General features: G+C 47.1%; 24 protein-coding genes and 1 tRNA gene. 15 read left to right on the plus strand and 10 right to left on the minus strand.

Annotated elements, in window-relative coordinates:
• Positions 1 to 65: 65 nt before the first annotated feature.
• Positions 66 to 953 carry a D-hexose-6-phosphate mutarotase gene (locus tag VRK_RS05375; RefSeq protein WP_059120423.1) on the minus strand — a complete coding sequence of 296 codons (888 nt, stop codon included), beginning with the start codon at positions 951 to 953 and terminating at the stop codon, positions 66 to 68.
• A 124-nt stretch (positions 954 to 1077) separates the two neighbouring features.
• Positions 1078 to 2073, minus strand: a complete 996-nt coding sequence (gene gap / locus VRK_RS05380) for a type I glyceraldehyde-3-phosphate dehydrogenase (protein WP_059120424.1) — start codon at positions 2071 to 2073, stop codon at positions 1078 to 1080.
• 339 nt (positions 2074 to 2412) lie between these two features.
• On the opposite strand from gap, the gene msrB reads away from it, so the two are divergent.
• Positions 2413 to 2814 (plus strand): peptide-methionine (R)-S-oxide reductase MsrB, encoded by a 402-nt coding sequence (msrB, locus tag VRK_RS05385; RefSeq protein ID WP_231735742.1) that lies wholly within the window; start codon positions 2413 to 2415, stop codon positions 2812 to 2814.
• A gap of 39 nt (positions 2815 to 2853) precedes the next feature.
• Here msrB and VRK_RS05390 read toward each other — a convergent pair whose 3' ends face one another.
• Positions 2854 to 3666, minus strand: coding sequence for a DUF2989 domain-containing protein (locus VRK_RS05390; RefSeq protein WP_059122666.1), 813 nt, complete (start codon positions 3664 to 3666; stop codon positions 2854 to 2856).
• A gap of 123 nt (positions 3667 to 3789) precedes the next feature.
• Between VRK_RS05390 and VRK_RS05395 the strand changes: the two genes are divergently transcribed.
• A complete protein-coding gene (locus tag VRK_RS05395) occupies positions 3790 to 4083 on the plus strand; it encodes a YeaC family protein (RefSeq protein ID WP_059120426.1) in 294 nt (97 codons plus the stop codon).
• A gap of 137 nt (positions 4084 to 4220) precedes the next feature.
• Here VRK_RS05395 and ansA read toward each other — a convergent pair whose 3' ends face one another.
• From ansA to purU, 3 genes are all read right to left on the minus strand, one after another.
• Entirely contained in the window at positions 4221 to 5234 is a 1014-nt protein-coding gene (ansA, locus tag VRK_RS05400; RefSeq protein ID WP_059120427.1) for an asparaginase, read from the minus strand.
• Positions 5235 to 5333: 99 nt separating this feature from the next.
• Positions 5334 to 7202, minus strand: a complete 1869-nt coding sequence (gene sppA, locus VRK_RS05405; RefSeq protein WP_059120428.1) for a signal peptide peptidase SppA — start codon at positions 7200 to 7202, stop codon at positions 5334 to 5336.
• A gap of 253 nt (positions 7203 to 7455) precedes the next feature.
• On the minus strand, positions 7456 to 8289 hold the full coding sequence (gene purU, locus VRK_RS05410; RefSeq protein ID WP_059120429.1) for a formyltetrahydrofolate deformylase: 834 nt from the start codon (positions 8287 to 8289) through the stop codon (positions 7456 to 7458).
• A gap of 207 nt (positions 8290 to 8496) precedes the next feature.
• On the opposite strand from purU, the gene VRK_RS05415 reads away from it, so the two are divergent.
• From VRK_RS05415 to rnd, 8 genes are all read left to right on the plus strand, one after another.
• A complete protein-coding gene (locus VRK_RS05415; RefSeq protein ID WP_059120430.1) occupies positions 8497 to 8700 on the plus strand; it encodes a hypothetical protein in 204 nt (67 codons plus the stop codon).
• Positions 8701 to 8803: 103 nt separating this feature from the next.
• A complete protein-coding gene (locus VRK_RS05420; RefSeq protein WP_059120431.1) occupies positions 8804 to 10759 on the plus strand; it encodes an ATP-dependent DNA helicase in 1956 nt (651 codons plus the stop codon).
• The gene (gene tsaB, locus VRK_RS05425; RefSeq protein ID WP_059120432.1) at positions 10760 to 11461 is read left to right on the plus strand and encodes a tRNA (adenosine(37)-N6)-threonylcarbamoyltransferase complex dimerization subunit type 1 TsaB; all 702 of its coding nucleotides are present in this window, start codon (positions 10760 to 10762) and stop codon (positions 11459 to 11461) included.
• 86 nt (positions 11462 to 11547) lie between these two features.
• On the plus strand, positions 11548 to 11856 hold the full coding sequence (locus VRK_RS05430; RefSeq protein WP_059120433.1) for a hypothetical protein: 309 nt from the start codon (positions 11548 to 11550) through the stop codon (positions 11854 to 11856).
• A gap of 15 nt (positions 11857 to 11871) precedes the next feature.
• Entirely contained in the window at positions 11872 to 12444 is a 573-nt protein-coding gene (locus VRK_RS05435) for a Slp family lipoprotein (RefSeq protein WP_231735743.1), read from the plus strand.
• A gap of 6 nt (positions 12445 to 12450) precedes the next feature.
• Entirely contained in the window at positions 12451 to 13332 is an 882-nt protein-coding gene (locus VRK_RS05440; RefSeq protein WP_059120434.1) for an alpha/beta fold hydrolase, read from the plus strand.
• Between the two features lie 96 nt (positions 13333 to 13428).
• Positions 13429 to 15120 (plus strand): long-chain-fatty-acid--CoA ligase FadD, encoded by a 1692-nt coding sequence (fadD, locus tag VRK_RS05445; protein ID WP_059120435.1) that lies wholly within the window; start codon positions 13429 to 13431, stop codon positions 15118 to 15120.
• Between the two features lie 186 nt (positions 15121 to 15306).
• Positions 15307 to 16431: a ribonuclease D gene (gene rnd / locus VRK_RS05450; RefSeq protein ID WP_059120436.1), complete on the plus strand. Its 1125-nt coding sequence runs from the start codon at positions 15307 to 15309 to the stop codon at positions 16429 to 16431.
• Positions 16432 to 16535: 104 nt separating this feature from the next.
• Here the strand turns inward: rnd and minE are convergent, their stop codons facing one another.
• From minE to minC, 3 genes are read right to left on the minus strand one after another with little or no spacing between them, the layout of a single operon-like run.
• The gene (minE, locus tag VRK_RS05455) at positions 16536 to 16799 is read right to left on the minus strand and encodes a cell division topological specificity factor MinE (RefSeq protein ID WP_059120437.1); all 264 of its coding nucleotides are present in this window, start codon (positions 16797 to 16799) and stop codon (positions 16536 to 16538) included.
• 6 nt (positions 16800 to 16805) lie between these two features.
• Entirely contained in the window at positions 16806 to 17618 is an 813-nt protein-coding gene (gene minD / locus VRK_RS05460; protein ID WP_059120438.1) for a septum site-determining protein MinD, read from the minus strand.
• Positions 17619 to 17659: 41 nt separating this feature from the next.
• Positions 17660 to 18322, minus strand: coding sequence for a septum site-determining protein MinC (minC, locus tag VRK_RS05465; protein WP_059120439.1), 663 nt, complete (start codon positions 18320 to 18322; stop codon positions 17660 to 17662).
• Positions 18323 to 18523: 201 nt separating this feature from the next.
• Here minC and VRK_RS05470 point away from each other — a divergent pair, with 201 nt between their 5' ends.
• Together VRK_RS05470 and VRK_RS05475 are read left to right on the plus strand one after the other, a co-directional pair.
• Positions 18524 to 18805, plus strand: a complete 282-nt coding sequence (locus VRK_RS05470; RefSeq protein ID WP_059120440.1) for a YcgL domain-containing protein — start codon at positions 18524 to 18526, stop codon at positions 18803 to 18805.
• 33 nt (positions 18806 to 18838) lie between these two features.
• Positions 18839 to 19813, plus strand: a complete 975-nt coding sequence (locus tag VRK_RS05475; protein WP_059120441.1) for a lytic murein transglycosylase — start codon at positions 18839 to 18841, stop codon at positions 19811 to 19813.
• A 109-nt stretch (positions 19814 to 19922) separates the two neighbouring features.
• Here the strand turns inward: VRK_RS05475 and folD are convergent, their stop codons facing one another.
• Positions 19923 to 20783: a bifunctional methylenetetrahydrofolate dehydrogenase/methenyltetrahydrofolate cyclohydrolase FolD gene (gene folD, locus VRK_RS05480; RefSeq protein WP_059120442.1), complete on the minus strand. Its 861-nt coding sequence runs from the start codon at positions 20781 to 20783 to the stop codon at positions 19923 to 19925.
• Between the two features lie 212 nt (positions 20784 to 20995).
• Between folD and VRK_RS05485 the strand changes: the two genes are divergently transcribed.
• The 3 genes from VRK_RS05485 to VRK_RS05495 all read left to right on the plus strand — a co-directional run bounded on the left by VRK_RS05485 (position 20996) and on the right by VRK_RS05495 (position 22174).
• Positions 20996 to 21072: transfer RNA gene (locus VRK_RS05485), tRNA-Arg, on the plus strand.
• Between the two features lie 175 nt (positions 21073 to 21247).
• The gene (locus VRK_RS05490; protein WP_059122668.1) at positions 21248 to 21733 is read left to right on the plus strand and encodes a GNAT family N-acetyltransferase; all 486 of its coding nucleotides are present in this window, start codon (positions 21248 to 21250) and stop codon (positions 21731 to 21733) included.
• Between the two features lie 72 nt (positions 21734 to 21805).
• Positions 21806 to 22174: a VOC family protein gene (locus tag VRK_RS05495; protein WP_059120443.1), complete on the plus strand. Its 369-nt coding sequence runs from the start codon at positions 21806 to 21808 to the stop codon at positions 22172 to 22174.
• The last annotated feature ends 50 nt before the right edge of the window (positions 22175 to 22224 follow it).

A 22224-nucleotide genomic window follows, 5' to 3' on the forward strand; every position in this document is an offset into this window, starting at 1 on the left:
CCGCAAATAAAAAGCGCTTGTCAGGCTTATCGCCATGCAAGAGACAAGCGCTAACGATAGACCGGTTAATCTGCTGCTGAGAGTTTCGTTTTCAATTGATACTGTTCACCCGGTTGTAAAGTAATCCCGGCAGAAATACAGGGAGCGTGAACGGTGGATTCAATACACAGCATGGTTTGATAGCCTTCGTCGGTCATATCTGCCATTGACTGGGCTCCTTGTGACCAAGGATTCCATAAGACAGCTGAATTATGGCCCTTGTTTTCAACGACAATTGTCCGTTTTAGCACCGGATCATGCAGGTGAATCTGTGGCGCTGGCTTGGTGTAAACGCGGTCAATGGTATCAGTCAGTTGTAACTCATCATCGCCCTGACACATCATATTATTTTGCAGGCTATCAATATATTCGTTGCCCATGCCAGTTGTTGTGGTTTGCCGGATATCACCGACATGCAAATAGGTATGGAGTGCCCCGGAGAAGTGCCACGGTCTTGCGTCTTCGTTGGTTATCTCCAGCGTGACTTCAAGCGTGTCGCTAATGGCAACGTGCAGCAGTAAGCTGAATTGATAGGGCCAGATTGCCAGTGTTTCAGGATTGTCCGTCAGACCGAGTGTCACCACTACACCCGCTTCACTTTCCCGGTGTTCAACCAGTGCCCATTGTTGGGTGCGGGCAAAACCGTGAGACGGTGAACCAATCCGGGCAAACCAAGGCCAGCAAACGGGGATACCACCACGTAGAGGGGTTGCGCCATCAAATTTGGCAGCGTCACTCATCCAGATTAAATCTGCTTTGTCGCTTGGCTGAAAGGAAATTACATGTCCACCGTATAAAGAAATGCCGGCGGTTGCCTTATCGTGTATGACACGCACTATTTTCGTGTTCTCTCGCTCTACGATTGAGACACAGTCAGAAAGATTGGTCAGGGTGGGGAAAGCATGTAAATCCATTTTTTTCATCCTCGCATTTTGGTGTCATCCGGAGATTGGGTTCAACAAGTGATCGGTCTGAAAATATAAAAGGCGGCTGAAAGCCGCCTTTTGAACAAGTTCAGATTGAATCCGGATTACTTAATTACTTAGAGATATGAGCAATCAGATCAAGAACTTTGTTTGAGTAACCGATTTCGTTATCGTACCAAGATACAACTTTTACGAATTTGTCAGTTAGTGCAATACCGGCTTTCGCATCGAATACTGAAGTGCAAGTTTCACCGATGAAGTCTTGAGATACGACTGCATCTTCAGTGTAACCAAGTACGCCTTTCAGTTCGCCTTCAGACGCTTCTTTCATTGCTTTACAGATATCTTCGTAAGAAGCACCGTTCACAAGGTTGACAGTCAGGTCAACTACAGAAACGTTTGCTGTTGGTACACGGAAAGCCATACCAGTCAGTTTGCCGTTCACTTCAGGAAGTACAACGCCTACTGCTTTTGCAGCACCGGTTGATGATGGGATGATGTTCTGAGAAGCACCACGACCACCGCGCCAGTCTTTTGCAGAAGGACCGTCAACAGTTTTCTGAGTTGCAGTCGTTGCGTGAACTGTGGTCATCAGACCAGATTCGATACCAAATTTGTCGTTCAGCACTTTAGCGATAGGTGCCAGACAGTTTGTTGTACAAGAAGCGTTAGAAACGATGTCTTGACCTGCGTAAGTGTCGAAGTTGACACCATTAACGAACATTGGCGTAGCGTCTTTAGAAGGACCAGTCAAAACAACTTTTTTAGCCCCGGCAGTGATGTGCTTACGCGCAGTTTCGTCAGTCAGGAAGATACCGGTTGCTTCAGCAACAACGTCAACACCGATTGCATCCCATTTTAGATCTTCTGGGTTGCGCTCTGCTGTGACACGTACAGTCTTACCGTTAACGATCAGGTTACCGCCTTCAACTTCTACAGTTCCGTTGAAACGACCATGAGTTGAATCGTATTTTAACATGTATGCCATGTAATCTACGTCGATCAGATCGTTAATACCAACAACTTCGATGTCGTTACGCTCTTGTGCTGCACGGAAAACAAAACGGCCGATACGGCCAAAACCGTTAATACCTACTTTGATAGTCATTGTAGTTGCTCCACAACTTAATTTCTTGATGAAAGATACTGGTAGTAAAATTACAGAAACCGACTCATCTCTGCAACCAATAATCCTACTTTAGTTGTTTAAAATCAAAAAAGTGAACCTTTCTTTCTATTGGTTACATTTATTCTACAATCTAGTCTCTGCCAATCACCAGTTGGTCTAGAATACCGAAGCATCCATGGTATTCTAAAAAATCTCAACGAATGATGTTAAGGTGTTGAAGTATGTGCTACAACACCGCGGATGTGCAAGTTTTTCATGAAAAAAACATGATAAAACCGAGCACGTGAAAGTAAAGTTCCAAGTATGAGTTGTGAGGATATGAAACAGGTTAAAAAATCAGAATCTCAGTGGCGTCAATCGCTTACCGATGAGCAATTTCGCGTTTGTCGCCAGCAAGGCACCGAGATACCATTTTCAGGGACGCTACTGCATAATAAAGAGACGGGCATCTATACATGCACTTGTTGTCAGGCGCCGTTGTTTTCTTCAGCGAGTAAGTATGATTCTGGATGTGGCTGGCCAAGTTTTGATGCACCGGTTAGTGCCGATGCAATTCGATATTTACAGGATGATAGTCATGGGATGAGCCGGATTGAAATCCGCTGCGCTGCTTGTGATAGTCATCTCGGGCATGTATTTGCTGATGGTCCGCAAACGACCGGTGAACGTTATTGTGTCAATTCGGTGTCGTTAATTTTCAACAAAAATGATCAAGAGTGAGTGTTTTTTCATCACTCTTGTATGATTTGTACAGAATGGTTATTTTTTGAACTCAGGTATCATAGATGGATGATATTCTTGATTTTCTACAGCATCAATAATCATATCAGCGATATCATCTAACATGCTGAATTTTTCATCACTGAAACCGTACATTAGCTGGATATTTTGGGTTGATGCGATAGGTACACCAAAATGTTTGCCGACCATCGCCCAAATATAAGACGCTTCTTGATGACGAAGCAGTTGGTTCAAACTGGCTAATGATTCTAGGATACTGGTATTTAATGACTCCGGATCAGAAAGTTCCAGTGCATGATTGAGTAGTTTGATGGTTTTTTCTCTGTCTCTGTCGATGTAGAATGTCGCCAGTGCATATTGAAGGGCCGCTGTTTCCATTTCTGGTTTGCCTTCCAGCTGTAAAAACTGCCGACGGGCTTGTGTGTCACCCGTTTGACTCCATAAAAAATAGAGTGAAGAGGGGGTGTTAAATTGCATGAGCTCTTTTTCCAGGCGTTCCATATTTTTTCCGGAATTAAGCAATGCATTGAAGCGTCTTTTCTTGAGATCGGCTTGATCAATCGGTTGAATCTGAGCGGCAACTTCCAGACATTTTTTATATTGCTGAGTGAGTTGATACTCAGTAATTTTATTGATATCAGTCGGGTCTTTGTAGACTTCGAGACGATGCCAGATAAGATTGGTTCTGGCGACACGGCATTGCCCGTCATTAATGTTCAATTCTTCACAACGGAGCTCGGGGTGATCCAGACAGAGTCTGTCTGTGTTTCTGGTATTCTCAAAACAACCGTTCAACAGGAGAACAGCGATAGCTAGACTAGTATACTTCATTGGTTGTTGCATATAACGATAGCCTGTGATCATATACAATTATTTATACGACATATCTTGACGTTAGCGGTTGAAACTTCATTATGTTGAATTGTTCGTACAACTAACCATCCGGGATATGCAATGGATACTCAACAACTCATTGATGCGATTACACCTGAGGCTTACCAGCGTTTACTCTATGCTGTTGAAACGGGTAAGTGGCCTGAAGGTACGATACTTTCGGCACAACAGCGAGATTCATGTATTCAAGCTGTGATGTTGTACCAATCTAAGCATAATGCACAGCCGGAACATATGACAGTTGCCGCAGGCGGAGAAATTTGTTTCAAATCGAAATCTGAGTTAAAAAAACAGTTTCAAACGGGACAGGTAGAAGAAGATATTTTGCGGGTCAACCCCAATCAATTTGAGTGATTATTGATGTACTCATTGAAGTCGCACTCCCAGTATTGGCCGGGAGTGCATAATGATTGTCGTCGTGGATACTTTTTGCAGTGATATTGAAATATGCGTTTACCTAAAAAACATTGGCAATGCCAAACAGTGCTGTTTTACAGGCTCATTTCTCCCCGTAGGACTTTTTGCATCTCTAATTTGACGGTTTCGTAGTCAAGCCCTTTACTCAAAAGATAATGCAGTTTGGCCAGTGCCGCTTCCGGCGTCATATCGAACCCGCTGATGACCCCGGCTTCCGCCAGTGCGCTTCCGGTCGCATAACCACCCATATTGACCTTCCCGGCAAGGCACTGGGTCAGGTTGACCACAATTACTCCACGTTCTGAGGCGGCTTTGAGCTGAGCGAGCAACTCAGGATTTTGCGGCGCATTACCGACGCCAAAGGTCAGCAGAATCATGGCATTGACGGGTTGAAGCAATGTATTGCGGATCACCTCATGGGAGATGCCCGGATACATGGTAATCACCCCGATGGGTTGTGGGGTGATATCACTGACCTGAAAGGGGCCATCTGGCTGCTTGCCGACGGTCACATGGCTACTCACCGAGATATTGATGCCGGCTTCCAGTAGTGGCGGCAGGTTGGGTGACGTAAACGCATTAAAGCCGTCTGCATGGGATTTGGTGCTGCGGTTTCCTCTCATCAGTTGATTGTTGAAAAACAGCGTGACTTCATTGATGGGATAGTTTGCAGCAATGTGCAGCGCGTTGAGCAAGTTGGCTTGCCCATCGGAACGCAGTTCGGCCAATGGAATCTGTGAGCCAGTCACAATGACCGGTTTTCCCAGATTTTCTAGCATGAATGACAGCGCTGAAGCGGTATAAGCCATCGTATCCGTGCCATGCAGAATGACGAAGCCGTCATATTGTTTGTAGTTGTTGCGGATATCATCAGCGATGAGTTGCCAGTCTTCAGGCGTCATATCTGATGAATCGATCAGCGGATCGTATTCGTGGATGGTGTATTCAGGCATTTCCGGACGATGAAACTCGGGCATACTTGCGAGTTGCTTTTCCATAAAACCAGCCACCGGAACATAACCGTGTGATGATTTTTGCATACCGATCGTGCCGCCCGTATAGGCAATGTAGATATGTTTTCTTGCCATGACTGAAATTACTCTTCTATCAAGTTCAGGGAGTGCGATTATAGCGGAATCATGCGTAATAAAAAGGGCGACAGTGTCGCCCTTGATCATGATTAATGTTTATTCGACCTCACAATTGAGACAAAATGCATACTGTCCTTTAGGGTCGTTCAACTGGTTGAGTAGCGTTGCGTCACTGAGGATTTTCTGGGTTGTTGAACGCAAACTCTCGGGGAGGAGCGTTGTCACATCCAGCCCCAGCGATACCCTGGCTTCCGAGAAGAGTCCAATCAGTAATTTTTGTATGGTTGAAATCGGTTCTTCCAGCCAGTTGAGTTGATAGTCATCCACTTTGGCAAGTTGGGCAGCCAGATCAACGGCATCATCAAAATCACCCATTTTATCGACTAGACCGAACTTGAGCGCATCCTGACCCGTCCATACATGTCCCTGTGCTACCTGATCAACGTCTTGCAGAGACAAGTTGCGATGTTCTGCGACCAACGAAATAAAGCGCTGGTATCCATGTTCTATCGTTAACTGCAAGGCTTGTTTGGTACCGTCAGACAGCCCGGTAGTAATACCTTGGCCGGAAAATGGGGTTGTCCCCACACCGTCGGTGGATACACCGATACGATCCAGACTGTGTTCAAAGGTGGTCAGCACACTGAATATGCCGATCGAACCGGTGAGTGTCGTGGGTTGGGCAACAATTTGGTCTGCACTGGTTGACAGCCAGTATCCCCCTGAAGCAGCAAGGCTGGACATCGAGACAACAACCGGTTTGCCCGAGGCTTTCAACGCATCAATTTCGCTGCGGATGACCTCAGACGCTGAGGCACTGCCTCCCGGGCTGTCAACCCGTAACACAACCGCTTTAATATGTGGATCATTGCGTGCTTCTCTCAGCAACACACTCATATTCTCTGAGCCAATCGCTTCACCACGAGGTTGATTGCCATCCATGATTGTTCCTGAAGCGACAATTACAGCGATTTCGTTTTGCGATGTCAGGCTTGGTTTCAAGTGTGAGTCGAGTGAGTTGAGGTAGTCGTAGTAACCAATCGAACGATAACCATCTTGGCCATCGCTGCCAAATGTCTCGGTCAATTCCGCACGCATTTGTGGACGGGATGCCAGTTCATCAACCAGCCCGAGATCGAGTGACAATTTGGCGATATCGCCGTGGACGCGTTTCAGTTGCGTCAGAAAATCATCCATCGATAAGCGTAACTTTTCCGGCGGAATGTTTCTGTTGGCTGCAACGTCGGTCAGGTAGGCATCCCAAAGCTGTTGTAGCCAGCGCTTGTTCGATGCTTTTGCTGCGTCCGACATATCATCGCGCATAAACGGTTCAACCGCAGACTTGTAAGTGCCGACGCGGAAGATATGGGTCGTGACATCGAGCTTGTCGAGCAGGGTTTTGTAATATAAACCGTAGGCACTGTAGCCTTTGAGTATCACCAGGCCGTCGGGAGACATTAGAATTTTGTCAGCGTAACTGGCCAGATAATACTGGCTTTGTGTGTACAGGTTACCGACTGCAAACACCGGCTTGCCACTGGTTTTAAACTCATTAATTGCTTTTGCGATATAACGTAACTTAGTCAGGTTGGTTTCAGACATCTCTCCGAGTGAGAGCACCAGCCCCGAAATCTGTTCATCATCCTTTGCATGGCGAATGGTATCGACGATATCAAACAGAATATTTTCTTTCGGCAGTGAGTCACCGAGTAGTGAACTGGCAATGGAATCAACCGATTGAACATAAGTGGCTTGTTCACGGATGGGGCCGGATAAGTTCAGCACCAGCGCAGAGGGCTGATGAATCTGAATGTTTGTATCCTCTTGTGTGGATTGAGTATACAGGATGTAAATGATGACAAGAGTGAACAGAAACAACAAGTTCGTAACGAGATGGCGGAACAGGGTGATCGTTTTCCAGATAAACCGAAAGATCATACCGATGGCTTTTAGTATTGTTTTCATAATCGCTTTAACATCGTGGCTGATTAGGCACCATGGTCGATAAAACCGATGGTACACGGTGTATGGTGATATGATCCTACGTGATAACCCAGAGAGGAACAACTATTCCGTTATGAGGCTGGTTGGATTGCCGTGTCAGAAGAGTCAATACGATTTATTGGGCGGGGTTTAAGGGGGAATTCAGATGGGACATTCTGCCATCGAATCATCCCCAACAGACGAAAGTCCATTGGGGGCATGATTGACTCTGCGTCTATAGAATGACGGTTTTATTGCCGTAGACAAACACCTTGTCATTCAACACATTTGCCAACGCTTTGCTTAAGACATTCTTTTCGACATCACGTCCTGCTTGCGCCATATCCTGAGCACTGAATGTGTGATCAACAGGGATGACATCTTGTTTGATGATGGGTCCTTCATCAAGATCATCGGTGACGAAGTGGGCGGTCGCACCAATGATTTTGACGCCCCGTTCATACGCTTGCTGATAAGGCTTGGCACCGATAAATGCCGGCAGGAAACTGTGGTGGATGTTGAGAATACGGTGATGGTATTTTTCAACAAAGGTGGGGGTCAGAACACGCATATATTTTGCCAGCACAATATAATCCGGCTGATACTGATCGATCACTTCAAGCATTTTCTGTTCGTGTTCCTGACGATTGAGACCATCATGAGAAACACAGTGATAAGGGATATCAAACCGTTCAGTCAGCGTTTGTAACTTATCGTAATTGCCGATGACTGCTGCAATGTCTACGTCCAGACTGCCGTCGTAGCTTTTGATCAGGATATCGCCCAGACAGTGAGCCTCTTTGGTCACCAAAATCACGATTTTCTTGCGTGAAGAACCGATCAATTTATATTTGGCACCTTCGGGGAGCGCCTGATCTAAATCAGCGTTCAGGGTTGTGTCGTTAAAATAGCCTTCCAGCTCGGTACGCATAAAAAAATGGCCGCTGGTATTATCGACATATTCATTGTTGTGAATGATATTGAGCTGATGCTTGTAACAAATATTGGTAATTTTAGCGATCAGACCCGGTTTATCCGTGCAATGTGTGAGGAGCGTTTTCTTTTCCATCAATGATGACTTCCGATGATTTTTTTTGAATTAAAAACTATTTCAGAGTACCCAAAACGGTGATGAGTTCCACAATACTGCGGCTATAATTAATCTATTCTCAATAGAGTTTCAACCCAATAACAAAAGTAATTTCCCTCGGCTTATCTAGTTGGTCTTTATTTCGGGCAACCGTTGTGTATCACATTTTTCATCAAGGTGGTGGTTATGGATAAGGAATTGCTGGCTCGTAAATTATATGTTGAGCGTGTCCACGAGTTAATGGGAACTCATGAAATCGATGAGATCGTCTTGAATGCGATGTGGGAAAGCAAAGCCTCTCCTGCTGATGCTGCCAGAGTGATGCTGGAGCAGCAGACTAATGTACTGGAAGCCGCTTCTTGGTTACAGCGGTATCTGAACCGTAAGTAAGTCATTGCTGACTGTGCGGCGTGAATCGCAAGAGGAGAAAGGTTCGCGCTGCTTCATCAAACCTGACATAATCCGCACATTATATTTTTAAATCCTCTATGCGATGATCGAACAGACTTTTTCAGCTCACGGTGCTTTGGGGAAAGCCATCCCCGGATTTCAGCCGCGTCAGGCTCAGCTCGATATGGCCAGAGCGGTTGAATCCGCTATCCATAATCAGTCACAGCTGGTGGTTGAAGCAGGAACGGGGACCGGAAAAACCTTTGCCTATTTAGTCCCGGCGCTGATGAGCGGCAAAAAAGTGGTCATCAGCACGGGCTCGAAGAACCTGCAAGAGCAGTTATTTCATCGTGATTTACCGTTGATTGTCAAAGCTATCGAATTTTTCGGCCAGATTGCCTTACTCAAAGGGCGCGCGAATTATTTATGTCTGGAACGCCTGAATCGCCAGATGGTTGAGAGTCACGGTAATGAAACGGATTCCCAGCATTTTGCCCAGCTGTTTCAGATCCGGCGCTGGGCATCGGAGACCAAAACCGGTGACCTCGGCGAGTGTGAAACGTTACCGGAAGATAGCCTGATCATTCCGACCATTACTTCGACCAATGATAATTGTCTGGGCAAAGACTGCCCGGATTTTCAGGATTGTTTTGTCTCGAAAGCACGTCGAAAAGCAATGGATGCGGATATTGTGGTGGTCAATCATCATCTGTTTCTGGCTGATCTCGCGATTAAAGAGACAGGCTTTGGCGAGCTCATTCCCGAAGCCGAAGTCTTTATTTTTGATGAAGCCCATCAGCTACCGGATATCGCGAGTCAGTATTTCGGACAGTCGCTGACCAGCCGCCAGATTCAGGAACTGGCGAAAGATATTGAGATCGGCTATCGCACCGAAGCGAAAGATATGCGTCAGTTGCAAAAAATCAGTGATAAGCTGGTTCAAACCGCGATGGATGTCAGAATCGCACTGGGTGAGCCCGGTTATCGGGGCAACTGGCGCGAAGCTCTCCGCCAGCCCCAAATGGGTCAGGCGATTGAACGTTTGACGGACAGCCTTGAGTTTGCATTAGAGGTCCTGAAACTCGTGTTAGGACGCAGCCAGTTACTGGATACGGCGTTTGAACGGACCAGTACCATTCATGCGCGTCTGAAACGAGTCTGTGATGTCTCGATTACCGGCTATTCCTACTGGTTTGATACCACCCCTCGCCACTTCGGACTGCATATTACGCCGCTTTCTGTCGCAGATAAATTTCAGGAACAGATCAAGCTCAAGCCGGGTACGTGGATTTTCACCTCGGCAACATTGGCGGTCAATCATGATTTTAGCCATTTCAGTCATCGTCTGGGGCTGATTCCCGAACAACAGTTTTCCCTGCCGAGTCCGTTTGATTATCAAAAGCAGGCGCGGCTGTGTGTCCCGCGTTATCTGCCTGAACCCAATTCACCGGGGCTGGCCGACAAATTAGTCGCTATGCTGACGCCTGTTATCGAGCAGAATCAGGGGCGCTGTTTTTTCCTGTGTACCTCACACCAGATGATGCGCGATTTAGGCGAACGATTCCGTCAATCTCTGGCATTGCCGGTACTATTACAGGGGGAAACCAGTAAGCAGAAAACCCTCTCTGAGTTTATGTCACTCGGCAATGCTTTGCTGGTTGCAACCGGTGCTTTCTGGGAGGGGATTGATGTTAGAGGCGATGCCCTGAGCTGTGTTATTATTGACAAATTACCGTTCACCGCACCGGATGACCCATTACTGAAAGCCAGAATTGAGGACTGTCGTCTGCAAGGCGGAGAACCATTTCAACAGGTGCAACTTCCGGAAGCGGTGATTACCCTAAAGCAAGGGGTTGGCCGCCTGATTCGTGATACAAGCGATAAAGGGGCGCTGATCATTTGCGACAACCGATTGGTGACCCGGGATTATGGCGGCGTGTTTCTTGCAAGTTTACCCCCGATCCCGCGCACCCGTGATTTAGAACAGATACAAGCATTTCTCCGTGATATATCGGAGCCGTCGCACTCGGAAAGTGATGAAGTGAGTACAGAGAGTTAAATGAGTCCAAAAATTCTTGCAATTGATACATCAACAGAAAACTGTTCTGTTGCATTGATGATCGACCACCAATGCTTTGTCCGGCGTGACATTGCCCCGCGGGATCATGCGAAAAAGATTCTGCCGATGGTCGATGAAGTGTTACACGAAGCGAACATTCAACTGGCCGATTTAGATGCGCTGGCATTTGGTCGTGGTCCCGGCAGTTTTACCGGTGTCCGCATTTGTATCGGGATTGCTCAAGGATTGGCGTTTGGCGCCGGATTGCCGACGGTCCCTGTTTCGACGCTGGAAGCGATGGCGCAAGGGAGTTACCGCTTATACGGTGCCAATCGTGTGGCAACCGCCATTGATGCGCGGATGAGTGAGGTATACTGGAGCCGCTTTACCCGTCAGGATAATGGCGCTTGGCAGATCGTCGATGCGGAGTGTGTGATTCCGCCTCAGACATTGGCACAACAGCTTGAGCCGGACTCGAATGCATGGCGCTGTGCCGGAACGGGGTGGGCGGCTTATCGTGATGAACTGGCCCAATTACCGCTGTTGGCGGAACCGGGTGAGGTGCTTTATCCCGATGCCGAAGATATTGTGTTTTTAGCTAAGATTGCGTTTGAGAACGGAACAACGGTTCCGGCAGAAGAGGCCAGCCCGATTTACTTACGTGATCAGGTGGCCTGGAAGAAAATACCGGGCCGTGAATAACCGCATCTTGCGCGCCAGATCAGTAAGCATCAGCAAGCGGGCGGTGATGCGTCACCACCGATACACGAAGACAGGTGAGGAACATTATGGTTTCGATTCAGGGATTACCACCTTCGCGGATACCGGGAACCGGGAAATCATCGAAGGCAGCGAAAGCAAAACGGCAGGGTGATGCTTCAAGTGCTGCTTCCGGCACCTATGAACCGACTCCTGTTGCCAATGCTGTCACTCATTCGATGCGTTCGATGAAAGAGACCGAGCGTTTTCAGGAAAATCTGCAATATGACTTACCGGAGGGGCAGGCCCGTAAAGCGCTGGAAGCGTATTTCGGTGTTATGACTCAAGCCCGGCGGGAGGAACTTGCTCAGATGCTCGGGGTCGATATTTATATTTAAGATGAGGGAAAACTAATGGTTCGCTATCATTTCAATCGTCGTATTGGCAAAGGCATGGCGATAGCCTTCGTTTGTCTGGTGCTGAGTGCCTGTGTGTCACTGCCGGATGAGTTGTCTGTACCTGACGGTGCAGCGGTGATTCAGGATTATCAAACTTTTTCCGCACTGAAGGGGACTCAGGCACCTTATGTACGGCTGGGTGGGGTGATTGCTGAGATTAAGAACCTGCCGAACCAAACTCGTCTGGAAATGGTCAATTTGCCCATTGATGCCAGTGGTAAACCTGATATCCGAGAAGAACCACACGGGCGGTTTATTGTGTATGTGAACCGCTTCCTTGATCCGGTGACTTATGCAAAAGGCCGATTACTGACAGTGCTCGGTAGCGCCATTGCACCGGAAAAGAGTCAGGTCGGAGAATACCGTGCTGAGTTTCCGGCCTTGTCAGCATCGGCTTATCATTTATGGCGGGTGACGGAGCGTGTTGTCATTCATGAACCGGGCTCATTTTTACGTGATTGTGATCACTGGCGTTGTCGGGAGAGTTTCGGCTCGCAAACCGGTAAGGTGATACCTGAGGTCAAATAATTTTCTATGCTCGTGCAACACACTTATTCTATTGCTGAGCGGAACATTGCGGTGATTGAAACTCGCAATCATCACACCGCAACATGTTCCGTCGTTTTCCTGCATGGCTGGCTGGATAATGCCGCCAGCTTTATGTCCGTGATGGATGTCGCCGCGCATCAGATCGCACCCTGGATTCATTTATGCGCGATTGATTTACCGGGACATGGCCTGTCAAGCCATAAGTCTGCCGACAACTTTTATACATTTCATGACTATATCGATGACGTTCATCAATTTTTAGTGACATTGCCAGCGAAAAAGAAGATTTTAGTCGGTCATTCGCTTGGTGGATTGATTGCAAGTTGCTATAGTGCCGCCTTTCCTGAATATGTCGATGGACTGTTTTTGATTGAGAGTCTCGGACCTTTGACCGAATCAGCAGAACATAGTGTCCAACGGTTACGCGATGGGGTGAATAGTCGTACCCGCATTCGACGTAAATCGCGCAGCAAAGGTTATGACCATTATGATGCAGCCCTCAAAGTTCGGGCGGCACATTCGGTACTGCCGGAAGCGCTCATTGAGCCGATTGTGGCGCGAGGTATTGAATTGCGAGACGGGCAGTGGATGTGGCGGGCCGATCCGAAATTGTCCGCTCAGTCGTTATATCGAATGTCTGAGGCTCATGCTGACGCCGTGCTGGCTGCGATTCAATCTCCCTTTCACGTCGTTTTAGGGGACCAAGGTTACCCATCTTTAAAGTCATATTCCCGGACTTTGCTACCAGAGCAAATTGAGATTCAGCACGTGAAGGGAGGCCATCATTGCCACCTAGAGCATCCTGAACGCGTCGGTCAATTGATATCACAATTTGTAATGAAAATTGATGAAACACCATTTTCTTAAATTAGAGTCTATACTTTAGAAACTTTGGCAAATTAACAAATCATTAACATATATAATAAGGCAGGGCACTGACCTGCCAGCACGAGGAGTATCTCTGTGGAGCATCCATGGCTTGCACGTTACCCAAATGATGTGCCTGAAACGATTAATCCAGATGTCTATTCATCTCTGGTTGAAATGTTTGAACAGTCGATCACGAAATACGCTGATCAGCCTGCTTTTGTCAATATGGGAACGGTGATGACCTTCCGCAAGCTGGAAGAGCGCAGTCGCGCTTTTGCCGCTTATTTACAAAACGAGCTGCAACTCAAAAAAGGTGATCGCGTTGCTCTGATGATGCCGAATTTGCTGCAATATCCGGTGGCGTTGTTTGGTGTGTTACGGGCCGGTTTGGTTGCCGTCAATGTCAATCCGCTGTACACACCCCGAGAGCTGGAACACCAGCTTAATGATGCGGGCGTCACCACGATTGTTATCGTCTCGAATTTTGCCGGAACCTTGCAGAAAATTGTGCAACGGACATCGGTGAAACATGTCATTCTGACCAGTCTGGGGCAGATGTTGACACGCCCGAAAGGGACTGTAGTGGATTTTGTCGTTAAATATGTCAAAAAGTTGGTACCGCATTACCATCTACCCGATGCAGTTTCGATGCGAACTGCATTGAAACGTGGTCGCCATTTACAGTACGTCAAGCCGACTATCGAAGGCGATGATACCGCATTTTTACAGTATACCGGTGGCACGACGGGGATTGCCAAAGGTGCGATCCTCTCTCACCGCAACATGGTTGCCAATGTTTTACAGGCGAAAGCGGCTTACGGGCCGGTTTTGACCGAAGGGAGAGAGTTGGTAGTCACCGCTTTGCCTTTGTATCATGTGTTTGCGTTGAGTGTGAACTGTTTGCTCTTCATTGAAATGGGTGGGCAAAACTTGCTGATCACCAATCCGAGGGATATCCCGGGATTCGTGAAAGAGTTACAACGCTATCCTGTCACGGCAATTACGGGGGTGAATACGCTGTTTAATGCTTTGGTTCACAATGAATCGTTTCGCAACATGGATTTCTCACAGCTGCACTTGTCTGTCGGCGGTGGGACTGCGGTCCAGCGAGCGGTTGCCAATGAATGGAAAAAAGTGACCGGACTCCATTTGCTTGAAGGCTATGGTTTAACCGAATGCTCTCCTTTGGTGGCCGGTAATCCCTATGATTTGAGTGATTACAGTGGTGCGATTGGTTTGCCGGTACCATCGACGGAAGTTCGGATTGTTGATGAACATGGTCAAGTCGTTGGGTTTGATCAGACCGGTGAATTACAGGTTCGCGGACCGCAAGTCATGACAGGATACTGGCAGCGTGAAGATGCAACCAAAGAAGTCTTAACTGACGATGGTTGGTTATCTACCGGTGATATTGTTCGGATGGATGAGCAAGGTATGTTATATATCGTGGATCGGAAAAAAGATATGATTCTGGTCTCCGGTTTTAACGTCTATCCGAATGAAATTGAAGATGTCGTCTCTATGCACGATAAGGTGTTGGAAGCCGCAGCGGTCGGGCAACCACACGATGTGAGTGGCGAAGTGGTGAAATTGTTTGTCGTCAAGAAAGATACGTCGCTGACAAAAGAAGAGGTCATTGCTCACTGTCGCCAATATCTGACCGGATATAAAATCCCAAAACTGATAGAATTCCGGGAAGATCTGCCGAAAACCAATGTCGGTAAAATATTGCGCCGTGCATTGAAAGATGAAAATCAGGCGATGTTGAGTATGGAACAAGCCTAGTCGTCTATGATTGAGATGTCCTGAGAAATGCCGACATGATGTCGGCATTTTTCTTGTGTACAGACAACCTTGTTTACATACGACCTTGTCTAAATACGATCTTATTTGAATACAATCTTGTTTGAATACAATGGCCAGCGATATGATGGTCGGTTGCCTGACAATGAATGATAAAAGTGAGTAATTTTGAACTATCAAATGATTACCAGCTCAGATGAGCTTGAAGCGGTCTGCCGCAAAGCATTGCAGTGTCCGGTTGTGATGTTGGATACGGAATTTGTCCGCACCCGGACATTTCATGCCCAACTGGGGTTAATTCAGCTTTATGACGGAGAGTCCGTTGCGTTGATTGACCCGACAACCATTGAAGATATGACATCATTCGTCAATCTGTTAAAAGCACCGCAGGTGCTCAAAGTGCTTCACGCTGCCGGCGAAGATTTAGAAGTGTTCTACCATCAATTTGAGTGCGCACCGGCACCGTTTGTCGATACACAGATTCTGGCGGCATTTATCGGGTATGGCCTGTCTACGGGATTTGCCGCGCTGGTGGCGGATTTCACAACGGTTGAGCTTGATAAAAGTGAATCCCGGACCGACTGGATGGCAAGGCCGTTGAGTCTCAAACAGCTCGATTATGCTGCCGCTGATGTGTTTTATCTGATGCCGGTTTATCAGCAATTGTGTGAAAAAGTTCAACAGCAAGGCTGGTGGGATGCTGCATTGGAAGAATCCCGGCTACAGGTTGAAAAGCGGACCCGAAGCTATCAGCCGACAGACGCTTATCTCGATATCAAAGGCGCATGGCAACTGGTACCCAAACAATTAGCAATCTTAAAACGTCTTGCGACCTGGCGCTATGAAGAGGCCTTAAAGCGTAATCTGGCTCTGAATTTTGTCATCAAAGAACAAGACCTATTGACCATTGCCCGGCTGGAATTAGTCAACTTCAAGCGGATGGAAGCAGAAGGTATTGATCCTCGCTCGGTGAAACGCCACGGTGCAAAAATCAGCCAACTGGTCAAAGAAGGGCAGGCGGTCAGCGAAGCTGATTATCCGGCACGTATTATTCCTGTTTCAGATTACCCCGGATATAAACAGCTGTTTAAACGGCTCAAAGATCAAGTCAACGTGCAGTCTGAAAAACTGGGTTTATCTCCTGAGTTTCTTGCTTCGCGCAAGCAGTTGAATCAATTACTGAGTTGGGTATGGAAGATGCAGACCGATCCGCAATATTTACCGGATCTGATGCAGGGATGGCGTAAAGAAGCGTTGGGCGATACCTTATACGAGATGGTGTCAGTCATTTAATGGTGTGCGATGAAGGTGAGTTGTCGCACATCAGCGGAAGATCATCATATAACCGGTGCTGATACCGGTTATATGATGGCGAGCGGCCGTCGTGCTCGAGTGAGTTACTTCTCTTCTTCCGGCAATTTGACATTCAGTTCCAGTACGGACAGATCATCGCCTTTGTGTTCGAAAGTCAGTTCAACCATATCAGGGTCAATGGCAACATACTTGGCGATTACTTTCAGAATATCCTCTTTCAACTGCGGCAGATAGTTCGGCGCCGGATCGTTCTGACTACGGCGTTCGGCAACGATAATCTGCAAACGTTCTTTCGCAAGACTCGCGGAGGTTTGCTTCTTCGGACGGAAAAACTCCAGTAATGACATACGTTCTTAACCTCCAAATAATCGTTGAAAAATGCCTTTTTTCTGCTCAGACAGAAAACGAAACGCCAGATCGTTGCCTGTCAGGCGCTCTACCGCATCATGATAAGCCTGACCGGCATCCGACTGATCATCAAAAATCACCGGCACCCCTTTATTTGATGCGTTGAGCACTGCCTGACTTTCGGGAATCACACCCAGTAATTTAATATGTAGAATCTCTTCGACATCTTCCACACTCAGCATTTCTCCCTGACTGACGCGAGTGGGGTTATAGCGGGTCAGTAACAGATGTTGTTTGATCGGTTCAAGACCTTGTTCGGCACGACGTGATTTCGAATCGAGAATACCAAGAATGCGGTCGGAGTCGCGCACGGAAGAGACTTCGGGGTTGGTGGTGATAATGGCTTCATCTGCGAAGTAAAGAGCCATGAGCGCGCCTTGTTCAATCCCTGCCGGAGAGTCACAGATAATAAAATCAAAGCCCATGCTGTCTAATTCATCCAGCACACGTTTGACACCATCATGCGTCAGAGCTTCTTTATCCCGGGTTTGAGATGCAGGCAAAATAAAGAGATTTTCGGAGCGTTTATCTTTGATCAGCGCCTGATTGAGCGTTGCTTCGCCCTGAATGACATTCACGAAGTCATACACCACCCGACGCTCGCACCCCATAATGAGGTCTAGGTTACGTAAGCCGATGTCGAAATCGATGACTGCGGTTTTCATGCCTTTGATTGCCAAACCGGAGGCAATTGCTGCACTCGATGTCGTTTTCCCAACACCGCCTTTACCTGATGTAACAACAATAATGCGTGCCATTTGTTTCCCTTAAATTTACTTAAGTTTCCTTTGAGTAGGATTTAAATAGTGATTGGTTCAATGTGGAGCGTGCCGTCATGATAACTGAGCATCGCTTTTGTCTGCCAGTGTTCACTCGAAATTTGATCACTGAGCCAATAATTACCTGCGATAGAAATTAATTCAGCCTGTAAATCGTGACAGAATATTTTCGCCTGCTGTTGTCCGCTGGCGCCGGCAATGGCTCTGCCGCGTAAGCTACCGTAAATATGAATTGAACCATCGGCAATCACTTCAGCACCGGCACTAACGTGATTGAGAATGACTAAGTCAGAATTTTTCGCGTAGACCTGTTGACCGGAACGGATCGGGGTAGTGATGGTCTTAGTCGGCGTAATTGCTGCGGGTGCCTGACTTGGTGACTTGCTGGCAGTGAGAACGGCAAAGCCGGCTTCAGATGCGAGATTTTGCGTGCGCTTATCCCGGACACCCGTGATGCCGACAGGCACCATGCCCGTCTCATGAATCCCATGTTTTAACTGGTGAAAATCAAGTTCACCGTCAACTTGGGCAATGTTGAGCACAATGGGCGCAGCGGTGAAAAACGCCGGTGCCTGAGTCACTTTTTCTTTCAAGAACTCGACGGACTTTGAAATTTCACTGTCTGCAAGATGTAACACGGAGAGTGTAAAACTACTACCTTTAAGATCAGGTGTGATTGACATAGGTAATTTGGGCCTCAACTCATAAAACACTTTAGAAAGGGCATTGCCTGAAAGTAGGGCTGTCATGTTATAGTCACAGCTCAAACTCAGCAAGATATCTTACTTTTAATTGACGCTTTTAACCTCAAAACTAGGTTAACTTTATGTGTTGAGATCGTAAGTCTTGACATTCTGGTCGGGAAATATACAAAAGGCTCAGTAATGCTTTGTTCTATATATAAAAGTCCTAAAAAAGAAGGCACCTATTTATACATTGAGAAAAAAGACGATTTCTCGAAAGTTCCGGAAGCACTGCTACAGATGTTCGGACGGCCGGTTTTAGTGATGACGATGAGTCTGGCAGGGAAGACCCTCGCAAACGTTGATATTGAAAAAGTGAAAGCATCACTCATCGATGATGGGTTTTTCTTACAACTACCGCCGCCACCGGAAAATTTATTAGAAAGCTATAAAGCAAGGAAAGCCGCTCAACACGAACAGTAGTAGCGAAGACTTATCAGGATGAGAGGAGAGAAAATGAAAAAATTATGGTCAGTTGGATTGGGATTGATTCTGAGTTGTCCCCTCTATGCCAATACAGAGAGCTTCGAACAGTATGTCGATGGCCTCAAACAACAAGCGAAGCAGGAAGGGATTAGCCAAGCAACGATCAATGCAGCTTTTGAGAAGGTCACCTACCGTCCCAGAGCGATTGTTGCCGATAAGAATCAACCGGAGAAAAAGCTCACTCTGGACGAGTATATTCCTCGTGCCGTGCCGGACTGGAAAGTCGTTAAAGCGAAAAAACTCTATCAGGAACACTATGATGAGCTGGTGAGAATCGGGAAACAATATGGTGTGCAACCTCGTTATATCGTCGCCCTGTGGGGGGTAGAGAGTAACTTTGGCTCGCTCACCGGCGGATACAACGTTGTCGATGCGTTGGCGACATTGGCTTATGACGGGCGTCGTGAACGATTCTTTCGCAGCGAAATGATGGCAGCGCTGAAAATCCTTGAACAACGACATATCACACCGCAGGCAATGAAAGGCTCATGGGCCGGTGCGATGGGGCAGTGTCAGTTCATGCCGAGCTCTTTTCTGGCCTTCGCAGCCGATGGTGACGGCGACGGGAAAAAAGATATCTGGGGCACGAGAGCCGATGTATTCGCGTCAACGGCGAATTACCTGAGTCAGTCCGGCTGGAATGAACACATGATTTGGGGACGTCAGGTGCATTTACCGCGTGGATTCGATATGGGCTTGAGTGGACGGGGTAAAGATCAGGGTAAAATGCTTCACCAGTGGAGTGAGCTGGGCGTGACACGTTATGACGGTAGCCCGCTGCCGAAACTGAAGCAGGATATTGAGGCTTGGCTCATCGCTCCCGATGATGAGCAGGGGCGCGTCTATTTGGTATATAACAACTATAACGTGCTGATGAAGTGGAACCGTTCTTATTATTTTGCGCTTGCGGTCAGCCACCTTGCGGATCGAATCATTATGAATTAGCCGGACGAGAATCGGTATGCAAAAGGCTCCTTACCGGAGCCTTTTTTACATCTGTGTTATGAACCCTCATCAATGATATGAGGTGTTGTTCATCTCAATAAACATCTCACTACACATCAGTGTGGAACTGTTCACAAGCGAGCATGGTATTTTCAATCAGAGTAGCGACGGTCATCGGCCCGACACCGCCGGGAACCGGGGTGATATAGCTGGCTTTATTTTTGGCAACGTCATACTCGATATCACCCACCAGTTTGCCATCATCCATGCGGTTAATACCGACATCAATCACAACAGCGCCTTCTTTAATCCACTCACCCGGAATAAAATGTGGCTTGCCGACTGCGACAACCAAAATCTCTGCCTGACGGATAAATTGTTCTAAGTCCTTGGTAAAGCGGTGGCACGTCGTGGTAGTACATCCAGCCAATAGTAATTCGAGTGTCATCGGGCGACCGACAATATTGGATGCTCCGACGACAACCGCATGTTTGCCGCGTGGGTCAATGTTGTACCGTTCAAGCAGTGTCATGATCCCTTTTGGCGTGCAGGAACGGAGGGTCGGAATCCGTTGTGCAAGGCGTCCGACATTATAAGGGTGGAAACCATCGACATCTTTGTGCGGCAAAATTCTTTCCAGAACCTGAGTTGCATCCAGACCCGCAGGCAAGGGCAACTGAACTAAAATACCATCAATACTGGCATCTGCATTCAATTCATCAATCAGTTCAAGTAATGCATGTTGTGTGGTATTGGCGGGTAAATCGAATGACTTGGAAATAAAGCCGACTTCTTCACAAGCCCGACGTTTACTCCCGACATAAACATGGGAAGCCGGATCTTCCCCGACAAGAACCACGGCAAGTCCCGGAGCCCGAAGCCCAGCATCGATTCTTGCTTTCACCCGTGCAGAGACTTCGGCACGAACGGTTTTGGAAATTAGGGTTCCATCAATATTTTGAGCAGTCATGGCTTACCTTCATGAGTCGCGAAACAAAAGAATAGCAAAATTTTTGCGCGCATTGTCGCAGATATTTTGCAGAACATCTATAAGCAAACGTTTGCTTCTGGTATGTTTTCTGAGCTTTTTCCCAAGCTGGTAATTTTTTAGGCATTTAAAACATTCAATTAGAGAAACTCATTGATTTACTCAGGTGAATTCGTATAATCCCACCCCGTAACGCGCCCTTAGCTCAGTTGGATAGAGCACGTGCCTTCTAAGCATGTGGTCACAGGTTCGAATCCTGTAGGGCGCGCCACTTATTTCGATAAAGCCCCGATGATACTTGTATCGTCGGGGCTTTTTCTTTGTCTGAATAGTTGAAAAGAAGTCTGTACACAGGGTAATGTAGTTCGAAGTGAGTCAAGTGTTCAACCAGTGATACTGATGCTGTTGGATAGTATTTGCAGAACACGCTGAGATCAAAGGACATGATGAAAATTCGAAACGCGGAAATAGCAGATTTAGACGCGGTGTTGGTTTTAAGTGAGCAAATCGGAATGCTACACTTTGAGAATGCACCGCTGGCATTTAAAAAGCCTTCAGCCGCTGATAAACCATTCTGGCTGAATGTGTTGAATGACGAATCAACGCTTTTTTTGCTGGCGGAGACAGAGCGTCAGGTTGTTGGCTTTCTAACCGCAACAATCACCAAAAATGAAACGATTCCATTTATCGTCAGCTGTCCGATATGCTGTATCAGAACGATCGTCGTTGATGAGAAACATCGTGCTTCCGGTATCGGTACAAAACTGATGTCCGCCTGTGAACGGTGGGCAAAATCACAAGGTGCCGAGCAAATCAGGCTTGAAGTAATGGCTTTTAATCAATCCGCGCAACAGTTTTATCAGCAACTCGGCTTTCAAGACCAATCGCACATCATGTGTCGGCATCTCAACTCAACTGACCTAACGCGATAAGTACCTCGGCTGCCGAATGTTACTCTCTTAAACAGGGTGTTCGTCGAACACAAGGAAGACAGGAGATACATTTTGATTAGTCATATTGATCACATCGTTTTAACGGTTTCGGATATTGAGCGCTCAGTCGCCTTCTATAAACGGGTACTACACATGGAAGATGTCTCGTTTGGCAATGGCCGCAAGGCGGTGAAATTTGGCTGCCAAAAGATCAACTTTCAAATCTTAGGTCAGGAAACCAGAAACGCAGCACAGGTTGGTTCGGGAGATTTGTGTTTAATCACTGACTGGCCTTTAGGAGATGTCGTCAACCACTTAGCCAATGAAGGGGTCGAAATTGTAGAAGGGCCGGTAGAGAAATCAGGTGCAAGCGGTCCGATTCAATCGGTTTATTTCTTGGATCCGGATTCAAATTTGATTGAGGTAAGTGTTTATGGGTAAAGCGTGAGCCGCAGTCTGCGGTATAACGGTTTCCACTTTCCGGCTTCGAA

This window comes from Vibrio sp. MEBiC08052 (genome assembly GCF_001506075.1).
Lineage (GTDB): Bacteria > Pseudomonadota > Gammaproteobacteria > Enterobacterales > Vibrionaceae > Vibrio.

Bases quoted from the DNA above. Each gene is read 5' to 3' on its own strand.
- VRK_RS05435 (WP_231735743.1), top strand. From the start codon at position 11,872: ATGGTTCGCTATCATTTCAATCGTCGTATTGGCAAAGGCATGGCGATA.
- minE (WP_059120437.1), bottom strand. From the start codon at position 16,799: ATGTCATTACTGGAGTTTTTCCGTCCGAAGAAGCAAACCTCCGCGAGT.
- purU (WP_059120429.1), bottom strand. From the start codon at position 8,289: ATGGAAAAGAAAACGCTCCTCACACATTGCACGGATAAACCGGGTCTG.
- VRK_RS05390 (WP_059122666.1), bottom strand. From the start codon at position 3,666: ATGAAGTATACTAGTCTAGCTATCGCTGTTCTCCTGTTGAACGGTTGT.
- VRK_RS05475 (WP_059120441.1), top strand. From the start codon at position 18,839: ATGAAAAAATTATGGTCAGTTGGATTGGGATTGATTCTGAGTTGTCCC.
- minC (WP_059120439.1), bottom strand. From the start codon at position 18,322: ATGTCAATCACACCTGATCTTAAAGGTAGTAGTTTTACACTCTCCGTG.
- ansA (WP_059120427.1), bottom strand. From the start codon at position 5,234: ATGGCAAGAAAACATATCTACATTGCCTATACGGGCGGCACGATCGGT.
- gap (WP_059120424.1), bottom strand. From the start codon at position 2,073: ATGACTATCAAAGTAGGTATTAACGGTTTTGGCCGTATCGGCCGTTTT.
- VRK_RS05420 (WP_059120431.1), top strand. From the start codon at position 8,804: ATGATCGAACAGACTTTTTCAGCTCACGGTGCTTTGGGGAAAGCCATC.
- msrB (WP_231735742.1), top strand. From the start codon at position 2,413: ATGAAACAGGTTAAAAAATCAGAATCTCAGTGGCGTCAATCGCTTACC.
- VRK_RS05415 (WP_059120430.1), top strand. From the start codon at position 8,497: ATGGATAAGGAATTGCTGGCTCGTAAATTATATGTTGAGCGTGTCCAC.
- VRK_RS05490 (WP_059122668.1), top strand. From the start codon at position 21,248: ATGAAAATTCGAAACGCGGAAATAGCAGATTTAGACGCGGTGTTGGTT.
- VRK_RS05470 (WP_059120440.1), top strand. From the start codon at position 18,524: ATGCTTTGTTCTATATATAAAAGTCCTAAAAAAGAAGGCACCTATTTA.
- VRK_RS05430 (WP_059120433.1), top strand. From the start codon at position 11,548: ATGGTTTCGATTCAGGGATTACCACCTTCGCGGATACCGGGAACCGGG.
- sppA (WP_059120428.1), bottom strand. From the start codon at position 7,202: ATGAAAACAATACTAAAAGCCATCGGTATGATCTTTCGGTTTATCTGG.
- VRK_RS05375 (WP_059120423.1), bottom strand. From the start codon at position 953: ATGGATTTACATGCTTTCCCCACCCTGACCAATCTTTCTGACTGTGTC.
- VRK_RS05395 (WP_059120426.1), top strand. From the start codon at position 3,790: ATGGATACTCAACAACTCATTGATGCGATTACACCTGAGGCTTACCAG.
- tsaB (WP_059120432.1), top strand. From the start codon at position 10,760: ATGAGTCCAAAAATTCTTGCAATTGATACATCAACAGAAAACTGTTCT.
- folD (WP_059120442.1), bottom strand. From the start codon at position 20,783: ATGACTGCTCAAAATATTGATGGAACCCTAATTTCCAAAACCGTTCGT.
- VRK_RS05440 (WP_059120434.1), top strand. From the start codon at position 12,451: ATGCTCGTGCAACACACTTATTCTATTGCTGAGCGGAACATTGCGGTG.
- minD (WP_059120438.1), bottom strand. From the start codon at position 17,618: ATGGCACGCATTATTGTTGTTACATCAGGTAAAGGCGGTGTTGGGAAA.